This window comes from Variovorax sp. V35, assembly GCF_041154465.1.
In the GTDB taxonomy this organism is placed as follows: domain Bacteria; phylum Pseudomonadota; class Gammaproteobacteria; order Burkholderiales; family Burkholderiaceae_C; genus Variovorax; species Variovorax boronicumulans.
On sequence record NZ_AP028666.1, the window covers coordinates 2,481,935 to 2,502,973 of the forward strand.

6 protein-coding genes are annotated in these 21,039 nt (G+C 69.0%); 5 read left to right on the top strand and 1 reads right to left on the bottom strand.

Translation table 11 applies throughout. The annotated features are described in order from the left end of the window. Window positions 1-294: 294 nt before the first annotated feature. The 4 genes from ACAM42_RS11435 (at window position 295) to ACAM42_RS11450 (ending at window position 18,983) form a co-directional block, all read left to right on the top strand. Window positions 295-885, top strand: coding sequence for a hypothetical protein (locus tag ACAM42_RS11435; protein ID WP_307694330.1), 591 nt, complete (start codon window positions 295-297; stop codon window positions 883-885). Window positions 886-1,065: 180 nt separating this feature from the next. Beyond that, window positions 1,066-4,008: a hypothetical protein gene (locus ACAM42_RS11440; RefSeq protein WP_369632071.1), complete on the top strand. Its 2,943-nt coding sequence runs from the start codon at window positions 1,066-1,068 to the stop codon at window positions 4,006-4,008. Window positions 4,009-4,194: 186 nt separating this feature from the next. Next, entirely contained in the window at window positions 4,195-11,802 is a 7,608-nt protein-coding gene (locus ACAM42_RS11445) for an OmpA family protein (RefSeq protein ID WP_369632072.1), read from the top strand. A gap of 11 nt (window positions 11,803-11,813) precedes the next feature. Next, window positions 11,814-18,983: a hypothetical protein gene (locus ACAM42_RS11450; protein WP_369632073.1), complete on the top strand. Its 7,170-nt coding sequence runs from the start codon at window positions 11,814-11,816 to the stop codon at window positions 18,981-18,983. A 16-nt stretch (window positions 18,984-18,999) separates the two neighbouring features. On the opposite strand, the gene ACAM42_RS11455 is transcribed toward ACAM42_RS11450, so the two are convergent. Then, window positions 19,000-19,782: an IclR family transcriptional regulator gene (locus tag ACAM42_RS11455; protein WP_062481672.1), complete on the bottom strand. Its 783-nt coding sequence runs from the start codon at window positions 19,780-19,782 to the stop codon at window positions 19,000-19,002. A 140-nt stretch (window positions 19,783-19,922) separates the two neighbouring features. Between ACAM42_RS11455 and ACAM42_RS11460 the strand changes: the two genes are divergently transcribed. Next, complete coding sequence (locus ACAM42_RS11460) at window positions 19,923-20,930, top strand: TRAP transporter substrate-binding protein (protein WP_369632074.1); 1,008 nt, start codon at window positions 19,923-19,925, stop codon at window positions 20,928-20,930. Window positions 20,931-21,039 lie beyond the last annotated feature (109 nt).

Consider the following 21,039-nt stretch of genomic DNA (forward strand, 5'->3'; position numbering starts at 1 on the left):
CGTTCGATTGTTTTTGTAAACATTCAGAAAATAATATGAACGTGGTAAATGGCTCATGGAAGCGGCTCGAAAAGGGCGTGCTTGCGTGAGGCCGAGAGTGGGCATTGGAGGCGGTCGTCTCCGATGCCGGTGTGTCAGTGGTGTGCTGCAAGTGGCTGGGAAATGGCTTCGATGCCAATTCGCGAGGCCACAGGTCAAGTCGGTTTGATCTTCGTGTTGCCTCGGTCTGGCTTTGAAGTTGTTTTTTAGGAGTTGTCTATGTCTATCGGAAGTTCGTCTCAAGTGAATTCATTCATGTCGCCGGTGGTCCGGCTGACCGTTCGCCTCGGCCTGGGGCTCGGCGTGGCCATGACCCTGGGGTTGGGTGGCCTGGCCGCCGCGCAGGGCACGAAGGCCGCGCCCGCGCCCACCGAGGCCGCGCAGAAGAAGACCGTCGCGGTCGTGCTGACGCAGGCCAAGGTGGTCAAGGACGCGCAAGGCAAGGAGCAGCTGCTGGCGGCCGATTCGGTCAAGCCGGGCGACGTGCTCGAGTACACGGCCACCTACACCAACCACACGGGCAAGGCCGTCACCGGCCTGGTGGCCAATCTGCCGATCCCCGAAGGCCTGGAGTACCTGCCCAAGACCGCCAAGCCCGGCGCGACGCTGGTCAAGGCCGCGACCAAGGACGGCGCCTTTGCCGCCGAGCCGCTGGCGCGCGTCGTCAACGGCAAGTCGGAGCCGGTTCCGTACAACGAGTACCGCTCGCTGCGCTGGACGCTGGGCCAGCTGCCCGCCAACGGCTCGGCCGCGGTGACCGCGCGTGCCAAGGTCGAGACGGTGGTGCCGCCCGCGCCGGTGGCCGCTGCCGCCGACGCGCAGAAGGTTGCGCGCAGCACGCCCTGAGCTTCCCGCGCTGACGACGACCGTCGGCGGCACTGAGCCGCGCTGACGGCCGGTTCTCTCTTTTCTTCAAAACCCCGCTGGTTTTTCCATCGCCGGTTTCCGTTCGCGGAAATCCCCGGCCGGGGTGAGTTCGTCCTTTTTTTGACCTTTTTTGACCCCAACCCCCGAGGAGAAACCCAAGTGATCCCTACCTTGTCTGCCCGTCGCACCGGCCCCGCGCCGCGCGCGCTCTGGGCGGGCGCAGCAGCCCTGACGCTGAGCTTCCTTTTTGGAAGTTCCGGCGCACTCGCTGCGGCTCCACCCGCCAACACCATCATCGGTAACCAGGCTTCGGCCACCTACCTGGACCCGAACGGCGCCAGCCAACTGGCCACCTCCAACCTCGTGCAGACGACGGTGCAGCAGGTCGGCTCGTTCAACCTGGACACCTACACCACCGTGACGACCAACGTGGTCAACACGAAGACCGGCGCCGCGGGCACGACCGTGTACGCGCCGCACGTGCTGACCAACACCGGCAACGGCTCCGACACCTTCACGTTCACCGTGACCGCACCGGCCAGCCCGAACGGCTTCACCAAGGTCGAAGTGTTCGCCGATGCGAATGCCGACGGTGTGCCCGACAGCACGACCGCGCTGTGCTCGGTCGTTCCGGGTGCTGTGTGTAATGTTCCGGCCCAGACCGTGGCAGGCAACAACGGCACGTTCCCGTTCGTCGTCGCGTACTCGATCCCGAGCACCGCTTCGTCGGGCACGTTCACCTCGCCGGTGGCCGCGACCATCACGGCCACCGCAGGCACGCCGGCGCTGTACGCCGCCGGCAACCTGACGGCAGCCGACGTCGACAACGTGAACCTCACGGACAAGGCGGCCTTCAATGCCACCAAGAGCCTGAGCGTTCCGTCGGTCGCCTGGTCGGCCAACGGCGGCACCTGGCCCGCGGCTTCGACGAGCGGTCCGCGCTCGGTCGCCGGTTGCGCTGCCACCGTGGCAGGCGCGACCACGCCGGCCACAGGCTGCGTCTACACCACCTACACGTTGAAGTTCAACAACACGGGTGGTGCGGCTGGCCGGTTCGCTTTGACGGACACGCTGCCTGCTGGCTTCACGTACGTCCCCGGTTCCGCGGTCTGGAGCAACGCCCCTGGCGTCGCGCTCACGGATGCGGCAGCGGGCGACACGGCCGGGATCGATTTCAGCGCCGCTGGAAACGACCTGACTGTCGTCGTGAACACGCTGCAGCCGAACGTCACGCAGACGGTGAGCTTCGTGGTGATGGTCAATGACACGGCGGCCATCGGCACGTCGACCACGACCAACACGGCCAAGTACAACCCTGTCGACGCACCGGGTGCGACCTCCACGACCCCTGGCACGACGGGTTCGCCGACCAACCCGGCGAGCTACAACGTCATCGGCACCTTCGGCATCATCCTGGGTTCGGCTGACGCCACCGCCAGCCCGACGGCCTCGAAGGACACCGGTGCGGGCAACCCCAACACGAGCGTGGCCGACACCACGACCGTCGCCAGTGCAGGGGCCGGCACCACGGTGAAGTTCAAGCAGACCGCGTTCAACACCGGCAATGCCACGGACGTCGTGAACCTCACGGTGGCTGCGGGCAGCACGTTCCCGGCGGGCACGACCTTCAAGTTCTTTGCCGCCGACGGCGTCACGCCGTTGATCGACAACAACAGCGACGGCGTTCCCGACACCGGTCCGATCGCGGCCAACGGCAGCGTTCAGTTCGTGCTGGCAGCCACGCTGCCGGCCTCGGCAGCGCCGGGCACGGGCGGCACGGCGATCGTCACCGGTACCTCGACGGGCGATGCCACGAAGACGGAATCGACGCGCGACACGCTGACGAACGTGACGGGTGTGCTGGTCGACCTGACCAACAGCACCGGTGGTAGCAACGACGCGCTCAAGGGTGACCTGGGCACCGGTCCGAGCGCACAGCCGACGACCGTGAACTCGACGCCTGCGGGCACGGGCACGATCTTCACGCTGTTCGTGAAGAACAACGACTCGACGGCCAACACCTACAGCCTGGCGGCCAGCCAGAGCAACAGCTTCCCGGGCAGCCTGCCTGCGGGCTGGACCGTCAAGTTCGTGGCGGCAGGTACGACCTGCACGGGCGCAGCGGTCACCACCTTGGCTGTCGCCGGCAACGCGCAAGCGCCGGTCGATGCCTGCGTGACGCCGCCTGCTTCGCAGACGCCGGTCACCGGCCAGGCGATCTACTTCCAGGTGCGTTCCACCATCGCGACCTCCACGGGCGTGGTGGCGATCGACACGAAGCTGGATGCAGTGACCGTGACCACGGCCAACACCTTCGGCGCGACCCTCACGCCGAACAACAACGGCCAGGTCGCTCCCGGCGGTTCGGTGGTGTATGCCCACACGGTGACCATCACCGGCGCGCAAAGCTGCGGTACCAAGTACAACGTCACGGCCACGCTGCCTGCAGCCGACGTGACGGCGGGCTGGACCACGGCGCTGTACGTCGACGTGAACGGCGACGGCCAGATCGACGGCGGCGACACGCTGGTGACGAACGGCACGGTCACGCCGACCGCACCGGCCACCGGCACCGCGCTGGACAGCGGCAAGACCCAGAAGCTGCTCGTCAAGGTGTTCGCACCGGGCGGCGCCACGGCAGGCGCCACCGACACCGCCACGGTGACAGTGACCTTCCCTGACGTCGCAGCCTGCGGCTCGCCGACGGCCACCGACATCACCACGGTCATCACCGGCCAGATGCGCCTCGTGAAGACGCAGGCGCTGGACGTGAACTGCGATGGCACCGAGGTCCCGTCCTCGTCGGCCCCGCTGGTCGCCAAGCCGGGTGAGTGCCTCGTGTACCGCGTCGTCGCGACCAATGAAGGCTCCGCTCCGGTGACCAACATGTCGATCAACGACGCCGTGCCGGCCTACACCACCTTCACGGGTGCGACGCAGCCTCCGGTGCTCACGCGGTGCACGTCGACCGGTGTGACGCCCGCCTTCGTGGCAGCGAACTACACCTCGACCGCGACGACGGTGGCTTGCGGCAGCGCAGCCAACACCGTGGCACCTGGCGGCACCGCCACGCTGCTGTTCTCCGTGAAGGTCAACAACTGAGCTTCACCTGAGTGAAGCGGAGCCGATGGGCACAAGCCCATCGGCTCCTTCGCACAAGGCATGCGAAAGCCTGTGCGTTTTTCCTTTGCGCCTTCCCTCTCTTCCTCTGTCGAGGCGAGGGTGCAAACGAAAAAGTTCTTTCGTTTCTTCTGATCCCCACGCGGTGATCGATCAAGGGTTCGCGGCATGCTGTTCACTTTCAATCCCAGGAGCACACACCGGCCATCGTGGCGCGGATGGGCTGCCGCGCTCGCCGCTGGCGCAGCGCTGCTGCTGGGTGGTGCCGCCCAGGTGAACGCCGCACCGGCCCCGGCCGGCATCGTGATCCGCAGCATCGCCACGGGCACCTACGTGCCCAACGGCCTGGCGCAGACCGAGACCATCTCGTCCAACGAAGTGATCGCCACGGTGCTGCCTGTTGAGGCCTTGGTGCTCACGCAGGACCAGTCGCTGTCGCGCCCGCCCGCGAGCATCGTCACGCTGAGCCACCTGCTCACCAACACCGGCAACGTCGCCTCCACCTACACGCTGGCGCTGGCCAACAACGCCGGCGGCTGCGCGGCCGACACGCTCGATCTGTCCGCCTTGCGCGTGGTGCGGGACAGTAACAACAACGGCGTGGTCGATGCGGCCGATCCGGTGGTGCAACTCAACGCGGCGGGTGCCATTGCTTTGAAGCCCGGCGAGACCGCAGCACTGCTGGTGCAGGGCACCATCCCCACCGCTGCGACCGGCGTGGCCTGCGTCGGCCTCACGGCCACCACCGCGCTGCAAGGCCTCACCGCGATCAACCGCGACACCGTCACCGTCGGCAACGCCGCCGCGCTGCAGCTGGTCAAGTCGGCCAGCTACCCCGGCAACGTCATCCCCGGCCAGACGCGCATCGACTTCTCGGTCTCGGGCACCAACATCGGCGCGCAGGACGCGCAGCCGTCCAACGTCATCGCCCCGACCAACACGCCGCTGCTCGTGAACGGCGCGCCTTCCGCATTGGTCCTCGTGCGCGACCCCGTGCCCGTCGGCACCCAGTACGTGCCCGGCACCTTGCGCACCACCGCCGCCAACGCCGTCAAGCTGTACCGCCTGGCCAACGATCCGGCGTTCAGCTACCGCACCGCCGAAGACGCCTCGGCCGTCGAAGTGGCCATCGGCATCTCCACGCCCGTGGCGCGCAACGTGTCCATCGCGATGCAGTTCGCCGTCAAGGTCAACGCCGACCAGGTCGGCGAGATCCGCAACACCGCGCACAGCCAGTACAACGACGGCACCGGCCCGGCCACCGTGCCCTCGAACACCATCGTCATCAGCTCCACCCAGGCCCGCATTGGCGTGGCCAAGGCCGCCTCCACCCCGCGCGTGAACCGCAACGCCGACGGCAAGACCGACGGCACCGCCACCGTGCGCTTCAGCGTCAACGTGCGCAACTACGGCACGTCATGGCTGTACGGTGTGCAGGCCGCCGACGTGATGGAAAGCGCAGGCGCCACGCAGTTCGGCACCTACACGGCAGCCGCCGTGCCCGGCGCGAATCAGTACACCATCGTGCCCGGCTCGATCGTGATCGCGCCCGCACCCAGCGGCGGCACCGTCGCCGCCCCCAACCCCGCCTTCAAGGGCACCGCCGCCGCCTCGAACCTGCTGGCCGACGGCGCCGTGCTGCCCGTGGGCGCACAACTGACGGTGCAGTTCGATGCGCGCATCAACTTCACCGGCCGCACCGGCACCTTGTTCAACACCGTCAAGGCTTCGGGTGCCCTCAATGCCGGCGGCCCCGCGGTGGCCCTGGACGACTCCGTCAACGGCGACAACCCCGACGCCGACGGCGACGGCAACCCCAACAACGACACCTCGCCTACGCCGGTGTCGACCCAGCTGCCCACGCTCACGCTGACCAAGCAGGCCTCCATCGCCCGGCGCGTGTCGCCCGGCGTCTACGAGCTGGACTACACCTTCAAGGTCACCAACACCGGCGCCGTCGCCGCGCCCAACGTGCGCGTGATCGACAACCTGAACTGCACCTTCGACATGGACAAGTCGAGCGGGCAGGTCGCCTCGTGGGAACTGCTGGGCCCGCCCAAGGCCGCCAACGGCAACCTCAACGCCGCCACCGGCTTCACCGGCCGCGCCACCTGCAACCGCACCACGCAAGACAGCGCCGACCCCTTCCAGCTGCCCACCGAAGTGGCGCTGAGCCTGACCGACGGCGCCCGTGCGTTGGCCCCGGGCCAGAGCGAGCAGATCCGCCTGAGCGTGCGCATCACCGAGAAGGCATCGGCCATCGGCGGGCGCGTGTCGCTCACCAACAAGGCCTGGGCCGCCGCCTTCGAGCAGAACACCGTCAACGTCACGCCCACCATGCTGCTGGCGGCCACCGCCACCTCGGTGCAGGCGCTGCTGGTCGATCCGCAAGGCACGGTCTACAACGCGCTCACACGCCAGCCCGTGGCCGGCGCGCTGGTCACCTACACGCGCCAGTCCTGCAGCAGCGGCACGGCCGGCCCCATCACCGCGGCCGAGATCTACGGCGCCGACTCGGGCACCTACACGCTCAACCCCAACGGCAGCATCTCGATGACCACGGGCGCCGATGGCGCCTACCAGTTCTACCTGCAGACGCCGCCCGTGACGGGCCTGTGCACCTACGCGCTGTCGGTCACGCCGCCGGCAGGCAGCGGCTACGTGTACCCCTCGCAGCTGATCCCCGTGACCGGTGGCTCGTTCACCAGCTGCGGCGCCGTCGTGCCCAGCGCCGTGCCTCCCAAGGACGCCGACCCGACCAGCTACTACTTCCAGGTGCAGGCCGGTGCCAAGCCCGACGGCACGCCGTGCGACGCGGTGCACAACCACATCCCACTCGATCCGGGCAACATCCTGGGCCTGGTGCTGCGCAAGGACGGCAGCAAGCGCCAGGTCGAGTTCGGCGACTTCATCGACTACGCGCTCACCGTCACCAACAAGACCGGCTTCCCCGTCACCGGCGTGACCTTCAACGACACGCTGCCCCCGGGCTTCGCCTACGTGGCCAACAGCGTGCGCCTGAACGGGCAGGTGGTGCCCAACCCCGCCGGCGGCGCCGGCCCGGGCCTGATCTTCCACTACCCCACGCTGGTGGTGGCCCCCGACCAGTCGGCCATGGTGCGCTACCGCGTGCGCATCGGCGTGGGCGCGCCCACCAACGGCGACGCCATCAACCGCGCGCGCGCCACCTCGGGCCCCATCCAGTCGAACCTGGCCAACTGGACCGTGCGCGTGACGGGCGGCGTGTTCTCTGACGACGCCTTCGCCTTCGGCAAGGTGTATCTCGATTGCAAGCGCGACGGCCAACGTGACGGCCGCCAAGAGGGTGCCGACGAGATCGGCGTGCCCGGCGTGCGCCTGTACATGGAAGACGGCACCCACGTCGTCACCGACATCGAAGGCAAGTGGAGCCTGTACGGCCTCAAGCCCGTCACGCACGTGCTGCGCCTGGACCAGACCACGCTGCCGCTGGGCGCCAAGCTCGAAGTGCTCGACAACCGCAACTCGGGCACCCCCGAGAGCCGCTTCGTCGATTTGAAGAAGGGCGAGTTCCACAAGGCCAACTTCATCATCACGAACTGCGACGAGAAGAGCGTGATCGCCGACGTGGCCGCACGCCGCGCCGCCATCGCCGCACGCCCCGACACCGAGGCCGAAGCCCAGGTGCGCCTGCGCCTGGACCCCGAAGGCAAGGTCGTGCCCGTGGGCGACGTGCGCGGCCTGCCGGCCACCGGCCAGGCCCTGGCCAGCGGCAGCACGGGCGCGGTGCAACCCACCTCGGCGCCGCTGATCGCGCTGCCCGTGGCGCCGGCCAATGCCAGCAGCTTCGTCAGCGGCGGTGGCGGCAGCATGGGCGGCACGCTGGGCGTGCAGCCCGCGATCCCCACCGGCAGCCTGTTCTCGCCGCTGAACGGCGTGCCTACCTCGGGCCTGCCGTCCTCGACCACCAGCGGCTCGGCCACCGGCGTCGGCGCGCAAGCCATGCGCCCCATCGGCACCGGCGGCGCGATGCTCGAACCGCGCGCCAACCCGCTGCTGCCCCAGGCAGTTCCGAGTCCCATCGAACTCGAGACCCTGCTGCCCCAGCTGGAGAACAACACGCTGGGCTTCATCGGCCTGAAGGACCGCGACACCGTCGCCGGCCAGTCGATCAACGTGCGCGTCAAGGGCACGGCCGGCACCAGCCTGCGCCTGAGCGTCAACGGCAGTGCATTGGAAGAACGCCGCGTCGGCAAGAAGACCCAGCTGGCATCGAAGAACATCGCCGCCTGGGAATACATCGGCGTGGCCCTGCGCCCCGGCACCAACACCCTCAAGCTCGAGGCCGTGGACGGCTTCGGCAACGTGCGCGGCAGCGCCGACGAGATCACCGTCGTCGCCCCCGACAAGCTCGGCGCCATCGAGGTCGACCTGCCCGAGGTGGCGCGCGCCGACCTGCGCACGCCCGTCGTCGTCAAGGTGCGCCTGATCGACGCGGCCGGCGTGCCCGTGACCGCCCGCACGCAACTCACGCTGGAGACCGACCGCGGCCGCTGGCTGGCCGAAGACCTGAACCCGACCGAACCCGGCACCCAGGTCTTCATGGACGGTGGCGCGGCCGAGTTCCAGCTGATGCCCCCGGGCGAGCCGGGCGATGCGCGCCTGCGCGTGAGCGCCGGCACCTTCGTGAAGGAAGTGCGCCTGGCGCTGCTGCCCGAGATGCGCCCCATGATCGGCGTGGGCATCGTCGAAGGCGTGCTCGACTTCACCAAGCGCGGCAAGCTGCCCCTGGGCGCCATGCCCGCCGGCGCCGCCTTCGAAGCCGAACTCTCGGGCCTGAAGGACGAAGGCAGCAACAGCCGCGCCAGCGGTCGCGCCGCCTTCTTCTTCAAGGGCACCGTCAAGGGCGAGTACCTGCTCACCGCCGCCTACGACTCCGACAAGACGCGCAAGGACCGCCTGTTCCGCGACATCCGTCCCGACGAGTTCTATCCGATCTACGGCGACTCCGCGGTCAAGGGCTTCGACGCCCAGAGCACGCAAAAACTCTACGTGCGCATCGACAAGAACCGCTCCTACCTGCTGTACGGCGACTTCACCACCGCCAGCAGCACCGAGGTGCGCAACCTGAGCCAGAGCAACCGTTCGCTCACGGGCCTGAAGCACGTGTACGAGGACGAGAACGTGCGCGCCACCAGCTATGTCTCGCGCACCGCGCAGACGCAGCAGGTGGAGGAGTTCCGCGCGCTGGGCACCTCGGGCCCGTACTACCTGAGCGCCAGCAACGGCGAGTTCGTGGACAACAGCGAACAGATCGAGATCGTGGTGCGCGACCGCAACCAGCCCAACATCGTGCTGCAGCGCACGGCCGTGGCGCGCTTCGTGGACTACACGGTGGAGCCGCTCACGCGCCGCATCCTGTTCACGCACGCCATCGCCTCCATCGACGCGAACCTGAACCCGCAGTCGATCCGCGTCACCTACGAAGTGGACTCGGGCGGCCCCAAGTTCACCGTGGCCGGCACCGACGTGCAGGTGAAGGTCAGCGAGAGCCTGCAGCTGGGCGTGGTGGCTTCCACCGACCAGAACCCGCAGAACAAGCGCAACCTGCAGGCGCTCACGGGCGTGGCGCGCATCGGCCAGAACACCAGCGTGGCGGCCGAGCTGGTCAAGACCGACTCCGACGACAAGGGCAACGGCCACGGCGCGCGCGTGGAAGCGCGCTACCAGGACGAGAAGCTGGCCGTGGTGGCCCTGGCGGCCAAGACCAGCAAGGGCTTCGACAACCCCGGCGCGAGCTTCTCGGCCGGCCACACCGAAGCCTCGGCGCGCGCCGAGTACCGCGTCGACCCGACCCTGGCCGTGCGCGGCGAGGTGCTCTACAGCAAGGACGCGGCCCAGGTCGACGAGCGCAAGGGCGCCACGGTGAGCGTGCAGAAGAAGCTCAGCGACAAGACCGTCGCCGAGGTGGGCCTGCGCCACGGCCAGAGCAACAACGCGCTGGGCTCCAGCTCGGGCTTCGACTACGGCCAGATCTCCACCTACAACGGCCAGATGGGCAGCAGCATCGGCGCCAACAGCGTGACCACGCTGGGCGCGGCCGCCGCCGCAGCCGGCGTGGACACGCAGAGCCAGACGACCGTGCGCGGGCGCCTGTCGACCGAGGTGCCCGGCGTGGCCGGCGCGCAGGTGTTCGTGGAAGGCGAGCAGGACCTGAAGGACGGCAAGCGCCACGTGCTGGCCGTGGGCGGCAACTACGCCATCACCGACAAGACGCGCGTGTACGGCCGCTACGAGCTGATCTCCACGCTCAACGGCCCCTACGAGCTGGACAGCACGCAGCGCAACAACACCGGCATCGTCGGCATCGAGAGCAACTACATGGAAGGCGGTCGCGTGTACAACGAGTACCGCATCGCCGACGGCGCCGAAGGGCGCGGCGTGCAGGCGGCCATCGGGGTGCGCAACACCTTCAAGGTCAACGAGCAGATCCGCGTGACTGGGGGCATCGAGCACACGCGCGACATGAGCGGCTACAGCAACAGCAAGAACACCGGCACGGGCTACGCGGGCGGGCTGGGCGAGTCGACCGCGATCACCAGCGGCATCGAATACATCACCGACCGGATCAAGGCCAGCGGCGTGTACGAAGCGCGCCGCGGCGATGACGCGAACACGCGCCTGTTCAGCGCCGGCTTCGGCTTCAAGCTCGATCCGTCCTGGAGCCTGCTGGCGCGCAGCATCGTGAGCGACAGCGAAGGCCAGGGCGCCAACGCGGGCAACGAGCGCCACCTGCAGCGCCACCAGATCGGCATCGCCTACCGGCCGGTGGACGACGACACCTGGAACGCGCTGGCACGCTACGAGCGCCGCTCCGAGCGCGTGGTGGGCGCGGGCAATGCGGCCGGCGCGCTGCAGGGCAGCAGCGTCTTCGGCGCCGACAACGGCGCCAGCCTGCCGGGCAAGACCAGCGCGGACATCGTCTCGGCGCACGTCAACTACAACCCCGAGCCGGGCAAGGCGGTGATGGCGCGCTACGCCTTCAAGCTCAGCCGCGCCGACGACGGCACGCTGGCCAGCAAGTACTGGGCGCACCTGGTGCAGGCGCGCTACACGCAGGACATCAACCAGGACTGGGACTTCGGCGTGCAGGCCGGCCTGCTGTACGGCAAGGGCGGTGCGCTGCAGAAGACCTTCGGCGTCGAGGTGGGCTACCAGGTGCAGAAGAACATGTGGGTGTCGGCGGGCTACAACTTCGTGGGCCTGAACGACCGCGACCTGACGGCCAACGAGTACACGAGCAAGGGCGCTTATGTGCGGCTGCGCTTCAAGTTCGATGAGACGCACCTGGGGTTTGCTTCGACGGGCGCCGATGCGAATGTGGCGAAGGCACAGAAAGCGGAGAAGGCCGAGAAGCTGGCTGCGGATGCGCCCGAAGTGGCGCCGCTGCCGATGCGCACGGTGCTGCAGGCCGAGGCGCTGTTCGAGCCCGCCAAGTCCTTCATCAAGCCGCAGGCGCACGACACGCTGAACACGCTGGCCGCGCAGATCAAGGCGACCGAGGCGCAGGTGGTGATCCACATCAGCCACGCGGACGCGCAAGGCAGCGCTGACGACCGCATGCAGCTGGTCGCGCAGCGGACCAACGCGGTGCGCAGCTACCTGATCGGGCGCGGCGTCGACGTGCTGCGCCTGCGCACCGATACCAAAGAAGACACGCCGCTTGTCGCGGGCGATGACAGCAGCGCCAAGAGCCGCTGGGTCGTCATCGCCGCGGCCGCGCAGGAAACCCGCTGAACGAGACCATGATGCAAAGCAGAACGAGAAACGAAGCGGGCGGGATGGCGCGGCTCGGCGGGGTGCTGAAGGGCGTGCTTGCCGCGACGGCCTTGTGGCTCATTGCCATGCCGGGTGCGCAGGCTGCGACCGCTGCGTGCACGCCGCAGTCGGGCTACAACAGCTGCGTGACCTTCACCCATTCGGGCTCGGCGCAGACCTTCACGGTGCCTGCGGGCGTGTCGTCGGTGCGCGTCACGATGTGGGGCGCCGGGGGCGGCGGCTCCACGGCGGCCGGCGGCAACTCGGCCAACGGGGGCGCCGGCGGCTTCGCCGACGGCACCGTGTCGGTCACGCCCGGCACCGCCATGGCGGTGACGGTGGGGCAGGGCGGGCAGAACGGGGGCACCGGCGCGACTTACGGCCGGGGGGGCGGCGGCGGCAATGGCGCGAACGCGGGCGTTGCCGGTTCGTCGGGCGGCGGCATGAGTGCGCTGTGGAACGGCGGCACGGAGTTTTCGGCGGCCGCTGCACGACTGATCGCAGGCGGCGGCGGCGGCAGCGCCTTCTGGACCGACGTCGGCAGCCCGGTGCCGGGCGGCGGCGGTGGCACCAACGGCGGCTCGTCCACCGGCACGGGCGGACGGGGCGGTACCCAGGCCGCCGGTGGTGTGCGCGGCACCCCGAGTGCGGGGACCGTCGCGGCCACCTGTCCGGCTGGCACTGATGGCAGCGCCTTGCAGGGCGGCACCGGGTGCTCGGCGGTCGGTGGCACCCCCCTCCAGTACGAGGGCGGCGGCGGCGGTGGTGGCGGCTGGTTCGGCGGCGGCGGCGGTATGGCCCAGTGCAGCAACACGCCCAATCCCGTCTCGGTCGGCTGTTCCTACAACGGACCGGGCGGCGGCGGCTCGGGCTTCATCGGCACGGGCGTGACCGGCGGCGTGATCACCGCGGGAGCGGACGGCAGCTACTCGGCGGCTTCCAACCCGGCCAATCAGGGCAACACGCTCTACCAGGGCGGCGTCGGCGTGGGCGGCGCGCGCGCTTCGCTGACCGGCTCCACCGGCGGCAACGGCCTCGTCGTCATCCAGTTCAACGTGGTCAGGCTGCAGCTCGCGAAGGCCTGGTCGGCCGGCAGCAACACCGGCGACGTGGCGAGCATTGGCGCCTCCACGGGCGGTACCAACTTCTTCGGCGCCAGCAACACCTCGGCCTTCACCTCGACGGCGTCCACTGCCGCCTCCAGCTCCGTCGTGGGCGTGAACATCGGCAACGTCATCACGCTGCCCGCCGAAACACTGACCACCGGCACGCTGGCGAACTACAACACCGTGCTGTCGTGCACCGTGAACAGCGGCACGATGGCCAGCACGTTGAGCGGCACCAACGGGCAGGTATCGAACACGCTGACGATCGCCCTCGGTGACATCGGCAAGGACATCGTCTGTACCTACACCAACACGCGCAAGACCGCGACCTTGCAACTGGCCAAGTCGTGGAACCCCATCAGCGTGACGGGCAACGTGGCGAACATCGGCGCCACCACCGGCGGCGCGGCGAACACCGCGGCGTTCTCGTCGACGGCGCCGGCGGCCAACACCAGCGCGACCGTGACCGTGGCGGCCGGTAACACGATCACCTTCCCCGCGGAAACCATGAACGGCGGCGTGCTGCCGAACTACACGACCGTGCTGTCGTGTACCGCCGGTGGCGGCGCGACGGCCAACAGCCTGAGCGGCACCAACGGCCAGGCGACCAACACGCTGACGATCGGCGCGGGCGACGCGGGCAAGGCCATCGTCTGTACCTACACCAACACGCCGAAGACCTCCACGCTGCAGCTGGTCAAGTCGTGGGGAGCCAACAGCCTCACGGGCAACGTGGCGAGCATTCCAGCCTCCACGGGCGGCACCAACAACACCACGGCCTTCACGGCCACGGCCCCCACGGGCGCGACCAGCGGCACCGCCGTGACCGTGGCCACGGGCAACACGATCACGCTGCCGGCCGAGACGATGTCGCCGGGCACGCTGGCGAACTACAACACGGTGCTGGCGTGTACGGCCGGTGGCGGTGCCACGGCCAATGCGCTCAGCGGCACCAACGGACAGAACAGCAACACGCTGCTGGTCGGCGCGGGCGACGCGGGCAAGGCCATCGTCTGTACCTACACCAACACGCCGAAGACGGCGACGCTGCAGATCGCCAAGGCCTGGGGTGCGAACAGCATCGCCGGCAACGTGGCGAGCCTGGGCGCGAGCACGGGCGGTGCGAACAACACCACGGCCTTCACGGCGACGGCACCCACAGGCGCCAACAGCGGTGCGGCCGTGACCGTGGTCGCCGGCAACACCATCACCTTCCCCGCGGAAACGATGCCGACGGGGACGCTGGCGAACTACAACACGGTGCTGGCCTGCACGGCCGGCGGCGGCGCCACGGCCAACGCGCTCAGCGGCACCAACGGGCAGGCCACCAACACCTTGCTGATCGGCCCGGCCGATGCGGGCAAGGCGATCCTGTGTACCTACACCAACACGCCGAAGATGGCCACGCTGCAGATCACCAAGTCCTGGGGCGCGGGCGCCATCAGCGGCAACGTGGCGAGCATCGGCGCGAGCACGGGCGGCGCGAGCAACACCACGGCGTTCACGGCGACCGCACCCACGGCGGGCAACAGCAGCACGGTGAACGTGGTGGCGGGCAACACCATCACGCTGCCGGCCGAGACGATGCCCACGGGCTCGCTCGCGAGCTACAACACGGTGCTGTCGTGTACGGCAGGGGGCGGCGCCACGGCCAACGCGCTGAGTGGCACGAACGGGCAGAACAGCAACACGCTGCTGATCGGCGCGACCGACGCGGGCAAGGCCATCGTCTGTACCTACACCAACACCGGAAAGCCCGCGACCCTGACCCTCGCCAAGCGTTCGCTCGGCGGCGTGGCCGGCTTCGACTTCACGGGCACCAACGGCGTGGCGGCGCACACCATCACCACCACCGTGGCCGGCACGGCCGTCAACGGGCCGCTGCAGACGCTGACCGCGACGGGCACGGCGACCACCTTCACCGAAACCTACACGCCGGCCACGGGCGTGCCCGACTACGTGATCACCGACGTCAGCTGCACGGGCATGGGCAGCGGCGGCACGGTGACGCGCGGGACCGCGCAGAACACGAACCAGTTCACGCTGAATGCCGCGGCGACGGTGGCGGGCTCGAACATCGTCTGTACCGTCACCAACGCCAAGGCGCCGACCGTGCAGCTGCGCAAGAAGTGGGTCAACGCGCTGGTCAACGACGCCTTCACGCTGACCGCCTCGGGCACGGTGCACCCGAACCACAACATCGGCTACGCCTTCAACCTGCAGGCCACGGCCAACACGCCCAACGAAACCGACACCGGCGGCGCGCAGCGCGTGGCGGTGGGCGACACCGTGACCCTGTCGGAGACGCCCTTCGGCACCAACGCCGGCTCGTACACCGCCAGCGCCTGGAGCTGCACCGGCGGCGGCTCGCTCAGCGGCAACCTGCTGACCCTGGGCAACGCCGATGCGGGCCTGCCGATCATTTGCGAGATCACCAACACCGCGAAGACGGCGACCGTCACGCTGGCCAAGACCTGGTCGGGCGCGATCGTCAACGACGCGGTGAGCGTCACCGGCACGGGCCTCACCACGCTGGCCTCGGTGGCCAACGCGGCCGCCGAGACCGACACCGGCACCGCGCAGGCCGTGCCCGTGGGCAGCGTCATCACGCTGGCCGAGAGCTTCACCACCGGCAGCGCCGCCAACTACACCAGCGCGCTGAGCTGCACCGGCACCAGCGGGCTGTCGGGCAACACGCTGACGGTGGGCGCGGCCGACACGGCCATCGTCTGTACCTACGCCAACACGCGCAAGACGGCGGCGGTGACCTTGTCCAAGAGCTGGAGCGGCGCCATCGCCGGCGACAAGGTCAACCTGACGGTCAGCGGCGGCGCCGCCGAAGTGACGGGCGCGACCGCCGGCACGTCGACCGCGCCGGCCACCACCACCAACGCCACGGCCACCGCGGCCAGCGGTGCCACGGTGACGCTGGCCGAGGCCTTCACCACCGGCAACGCCGCCAACTACACCACGGCGCTGGCCTGTACCAAGGTGTCGGACGGCAGCGCGGTGACGGTGAGCGGCAGCGGCCTGAGCCGCAGCTTCACCATGCCGTCGGACAGCGCGGTGAACTGCGCCTACACCAACACGCGCAGGACCGCGACGCTGCAACTGGCCAAGGCCTGGAGCGCCGGCAGCACCGCCGGCAACGTGGCGAGCATCGGCGCGACCACGGGCGGCGCGAGCAACACTGCCGCGTTCACGGCGACGGCGCCGACGGCGGGCACCAGCGGCACCGCGGTGTCGGTGGCCGCGGGCGACACGCTCACCTTCCCGGCCGAGACGATGTCGCCGGGCACGCTGGCGAACTACACCACTGTGCTGTCGTGTACCGCCGATGCCGGTGCCACGGCCAACACGCTCAGCGGCACCAACGGCCAGGCCAGCAACACGCTGGTGGTCGGCGCGGGCGACGCGGGCAAGGCCATCGTCTGTACCTACACCAACACGCCGAAGACGGCCACGCTGCAGATCGCCAAGGCCTGGGGCGCGAACAGCATCGCCGGCAACGTCGCGAGCATCGGCGCGAGCGCGGGCGGATCGAGTAACACCACGGCCTTCACCGCGACGGCGCCCACGGGCGCCAACAGCGGCACGGCCGTGACCGTGCAGGCCGGCAACACGATCACGCTGCCGGCCGAGACGATGGCGCCGGGCACGTTGGCGAACTACACCACGGTGCTGGCCTGTACGGCCGGCGGCGGCGCCACGGCCAATGCGCTCAGCGGCACCAACGGGCAGAACAGCAACACGCTGCTGGTCGGCGCGGGCGACGCAGGCAAGGCCATCGTCTGTACCTACACCAACACGCCCAAGACCGTCACCGTGCAGCTGCGCAAGGCCTGGAGCGCGGACAGCACGAACGGCGACGTGGCCAGCATCGGCGCCACCTCGGGCGGCAGCAGCAACACGTCGGCATTCACCGCGACGGCACCCACCGCCGGCAACAGCGGCGCGGCGGTGTCGATGGTCGTCGGCGGCACGCTCACGCTGCCGGCCGAGACGATGACCACCGGTTCGCTCGCGAACTACAGCACCGTGCTCGCCTGTACCGCCGACGGCGGCGCCACCACCAACCCGCTGAGCGGCACCAACGGCCAGGCGAGCAACACGCTGGCGATTGCCGCGGCCGACGCTGGCAAGGCCATCGTCTGTACCTACACCAACGCGAAGAAGACGGTCACCCTGCAGGTGCACAAGGCCTGGGGCGCGAACAGCGAAGCGGGCAACGTCGCCAGCATCGGCGCGACCACGGGCGGGACCAACAACACGGCCCTGTTCACCGCGACCGCACCGACGGCCGGCAACAGCGGCACGGCGGTGGTGGCGGCCGTGGGCAACACCATCACCTTCCCTGCGGAAACGATGCCCACCGGCACGCTGGCCAACTACACGACCGTGCTGTCGTGTACCGCCGACGGCGGCGCCACGGCCAACGCATTGAGCGGCACCAGCGGCCAGGCCAGCAACACGCTGGTGATCGGCGCGGGTGACGCCGGCAAGGCCATCGTCTGTACCTACAGCAACAACCGCCTGCCGACGGTGCAGATCCGCAAGCAGGCGCTGGGCGGCACGGGCACCTTCGCGTTCAGCGGCACCAACGGCTTCGGCTCGGACAGCATCAACGTCTCGGTGTCGGGCTCGACGGTGGTGGGCACGATCAAGACACTCACCACGGCCAACACCCAGACGGTGCTGACCGAAGTCGCGGCCTCGATGCCCGGCGGCTTTGCGTTCTCGGGCGCGACCTGCACGGGCCTGGCGGGCGGGGCGACGGCAGCCGTCGACCTGGTGGCGGGCACCGTCACGCTGCCCGCGGCCGGGCTGACGAACGGCACGGCGGTGGTCTGTACCTTCACCAACACGCTCGCAGCCATCGTGAGCGGCCGCGTGTTCCTGGACAACGGCGTGGGTGGCGGCACGGCCAACGACGGCCTCGTCAACGGCGGCGAGGGTCCGCTGTCGGGCGTGAGCGTGCGGCTGACCAACTGCGGCGCCACCGTGTACGCGAGCGCGCTCACGGACGCGTCGGGTGCCTACAGCCTGAGCGTGCCCGCCGGCACGGCCACAGGCTCGGCGATGTGCGTGGAAGAAACCAACCCGGGCACGCGCGTGTCCACGGGCGCCTCGGTGGGCAACGTCGCGCTGCCCTCGGGCTCGGCGGTTGCCGCGGCCGGTGGCACCTACACCTACACGCGCACCGGCACGCCCGACCGCATCGCCTTCAGCTGGAACGGCACAGGCCACGCCAATCTGAACTTCGGCGACGTCGACAACAGCGCCTTCGCGACCGACGGCGCCAAGACCGGCCTGCCGGGCAGCACCGTGACCTACGCCCACACCTTCACGGCGGGCACGGCAGGGCAGGTGCGCTTCAGCGTGGCGAACGAGACGGCCACGCCGGCCATCACCGGCTGGACGACGAAGGTCTTCGCGGATGTGGGTTGCACCGGCAGCCTGCAGGCCGGCGCGGCGCAGCTGTACCCGCCGAGCGCGGCGGCCACGCCCGTGGCCTTCGCGGGCAAGGTCTGCGTGATCGTGCAGGAGTTCATTCCCGCCACGGCCCCGCTGGGCTCGAACAACAAGGCGACGATCCGCGCCGACTTCACCTACACCAACGCGAGCCCGTCGCTCAGCGGCAGCTTCACGCTGGACGACCTCACGACGGTGTCGGGCGTGGCGCTGGAGCTGAAGAAGGAAGTGCGCAACATCACGCAAAGCGGCACCTTCGGCGTCAACAACCAGGCCAAGTCGGGCGAGACGCTCGAGTACCGCATCACCTACACGAACAACGGCGACGCGCCGATCCGCAGCATGGTGGTGAACGACATGACGCCGGGCTACACCACCTTCGTGAGCGCAACCACCGGAACCACGCCGGCGTCGCTCACGGGCTGCGTCAAGACCACGCCGGCGAACGCGCCGCCTGCGGGCGCGGTGGCCTGCACCACGGTTCAGCCCGCAGGCGGCACGGGTGCGATCGACTGGCGCTTCACAGGCACGGTCGAGCCGGGCGGCACGGGCTTCGTGCTGTTCCAGGTGAAGGTGGACTGAAGACCTGGCAGGGCCTTCAGGCCCGGCGCTTGAACAGTGCGGACGCGCCGCTGGCCCGCGCCACGTCGTCCGCCGCGGCCAGCAGCTGCGGGCCCAGCGCGAGCATGCGTTCTTCCGTGAGCCGCACCAGCGGCCCCGCGATGGTGATGACGCCGATCACGCCGCCGTGCGCACCGCGCACCGGCGCGGCCATGGCCGTCATCGCGGGGGCGAACACCTCGTTGATCATCGAGAAGCCGCGTTTGCGCGTGGCGCGCAGGAACACGAGCAGCGCCTTCACGGTGGTCGGCGCTTTCGGGCCGAAGTCTTCCGGCTGGCCGAAGCCCTGCTTCGCGACGAGTTGCAGCGCCTGTTCGTCCGTCATGGTCGAGAGCCAGGCGTGGCCCGCGGAGCTGCATGAGAGGTTCACCGACAGGCCCATGTCCGGGTCGTAGCGCAGCCCGCGCGTGGCGCCTTGCGCCTTCGCGACGAAGGTGAGCTCGTCGCCGTCGACCACCGCCAGCCGCACCAGCTCGCCCGACGCGACCGCGAGTCGGTCGAGCAGCGGCTGTGCCACGTCGACGATGCCGCTGTTGCTCAAGAAGCTCAGGCCCAGCGACACCAGCTTGATGGTCAGCATGTAGTCGCCATGGCTCTGGTCCTGCCGCACATAGCCGTAGCGCACCAGTTCGCTCAGCAGGCGGTGGGTGGCGCTCAACGGCATTTCCAGCTCGGCAGAAAGCGCGGAAAGCGCACGGCCCTCGGGGTGGCCGGAGAGGTGTTCGAGCACCTTGAAGCTGCGTTCGAGTATGGCTGTCATGAGACGACTCTAGCATTTTGCCAAGTGTTTTCACTAGTAGAAAGATTTTCCACTAAATCGATAAGATCGCGCCGCCAGGAGTCGGGGCGCGTGTGAAGCGCCCCGGCATGGACCGCTCAATCGCACGCTGGAGAACAACTTTGAGAACGCTTTACCGCTCGCTGGCCACCGCCGGCCTTGCCCTCGCCCTGGTCGTTCCTGCTGTTGCGCAGGCGCAGCAGGAGCGCGTGATCCGCTTCGGCCACCTGAACAACGCCGACCACCCCGTGAGCTTCGGCGTCAAGCGCTTTGCCGAACTCCTGTCGGCCAAGAGCGGCGGCAAGATGAAGGTCCAGGAGTTCCCTGCCTCCCAGTTGGGCAATGAGATGCAGCAGCAGTCGGCGCTGCAAGGTGGCGTGCAGCAGATGTCGGCGCCGGCCACCACGTCGCTCGCAGGCATCGTCAAGGAGTTCGGCCTCGTCGACTTCCCCTTCTCGGTGAACAACTTCGCGCAGGCCGATGCACTGCTCGACGGCCCGTTGGGTCAGGCCCTGATTGCCAAGCTCCCCGAGAAGGGCCTCGTCGCGCTCGGCTACTGGGACCTCGGGTTTCGCAACGTCACCAACAGCAAGCGTCCCATCACCAAGCCTGAAGACCTCGAGGGCTTGAAGATCCGCGTGATCCCCAACCCTGTGTTCCTCGAGACCTTCAAGGCCTTCAAGGCCAACCCGGTGCCGATGCCCTTTGCCGAGCTGTACGGCGCCCTCGAAGCCAAGGCGGTCGATGGCCAGGAGAACCCCTATGCGGTGATCCTGTCGAACAAGTTCTACGAAGTGCAGAAGTTCGTCAGCGCCACGAACCACGTGTACGCCGCCAACATCGTGCTGGTGAGCAAGAAGTTCTGGGACTCGCTCACGCCCGCCGAGCAGAAGATGATGAACGACGCGGCCAACGAGGCGCGCGGCTACCAGCGCCAGGTCAGCCGCGCCGCCGCGCAGAAGGCCGTGGGCGACCTGCAGGCCAAGGGCGCGCAGTTCAACGAACTCTCACCAGCTGAACAGAAGCGCATGCGCGACATCGCCAAGCCCGTCGTCGACAAGTTCGCCGCCCAGTACGACCCCGCCATCGTCAAGCTCTACAACGACGAGCTCGTGCGCATCCGCAAGTAGCGCGCCCCCACGGCTGACGACGAATTCCTTCTTCGTTCCCGCCGGCAATTTCCGTCACTCCCACGTCTGCGCCTGCCGCCACCCGCGGCGCAGCGACACGTGCTGGGCG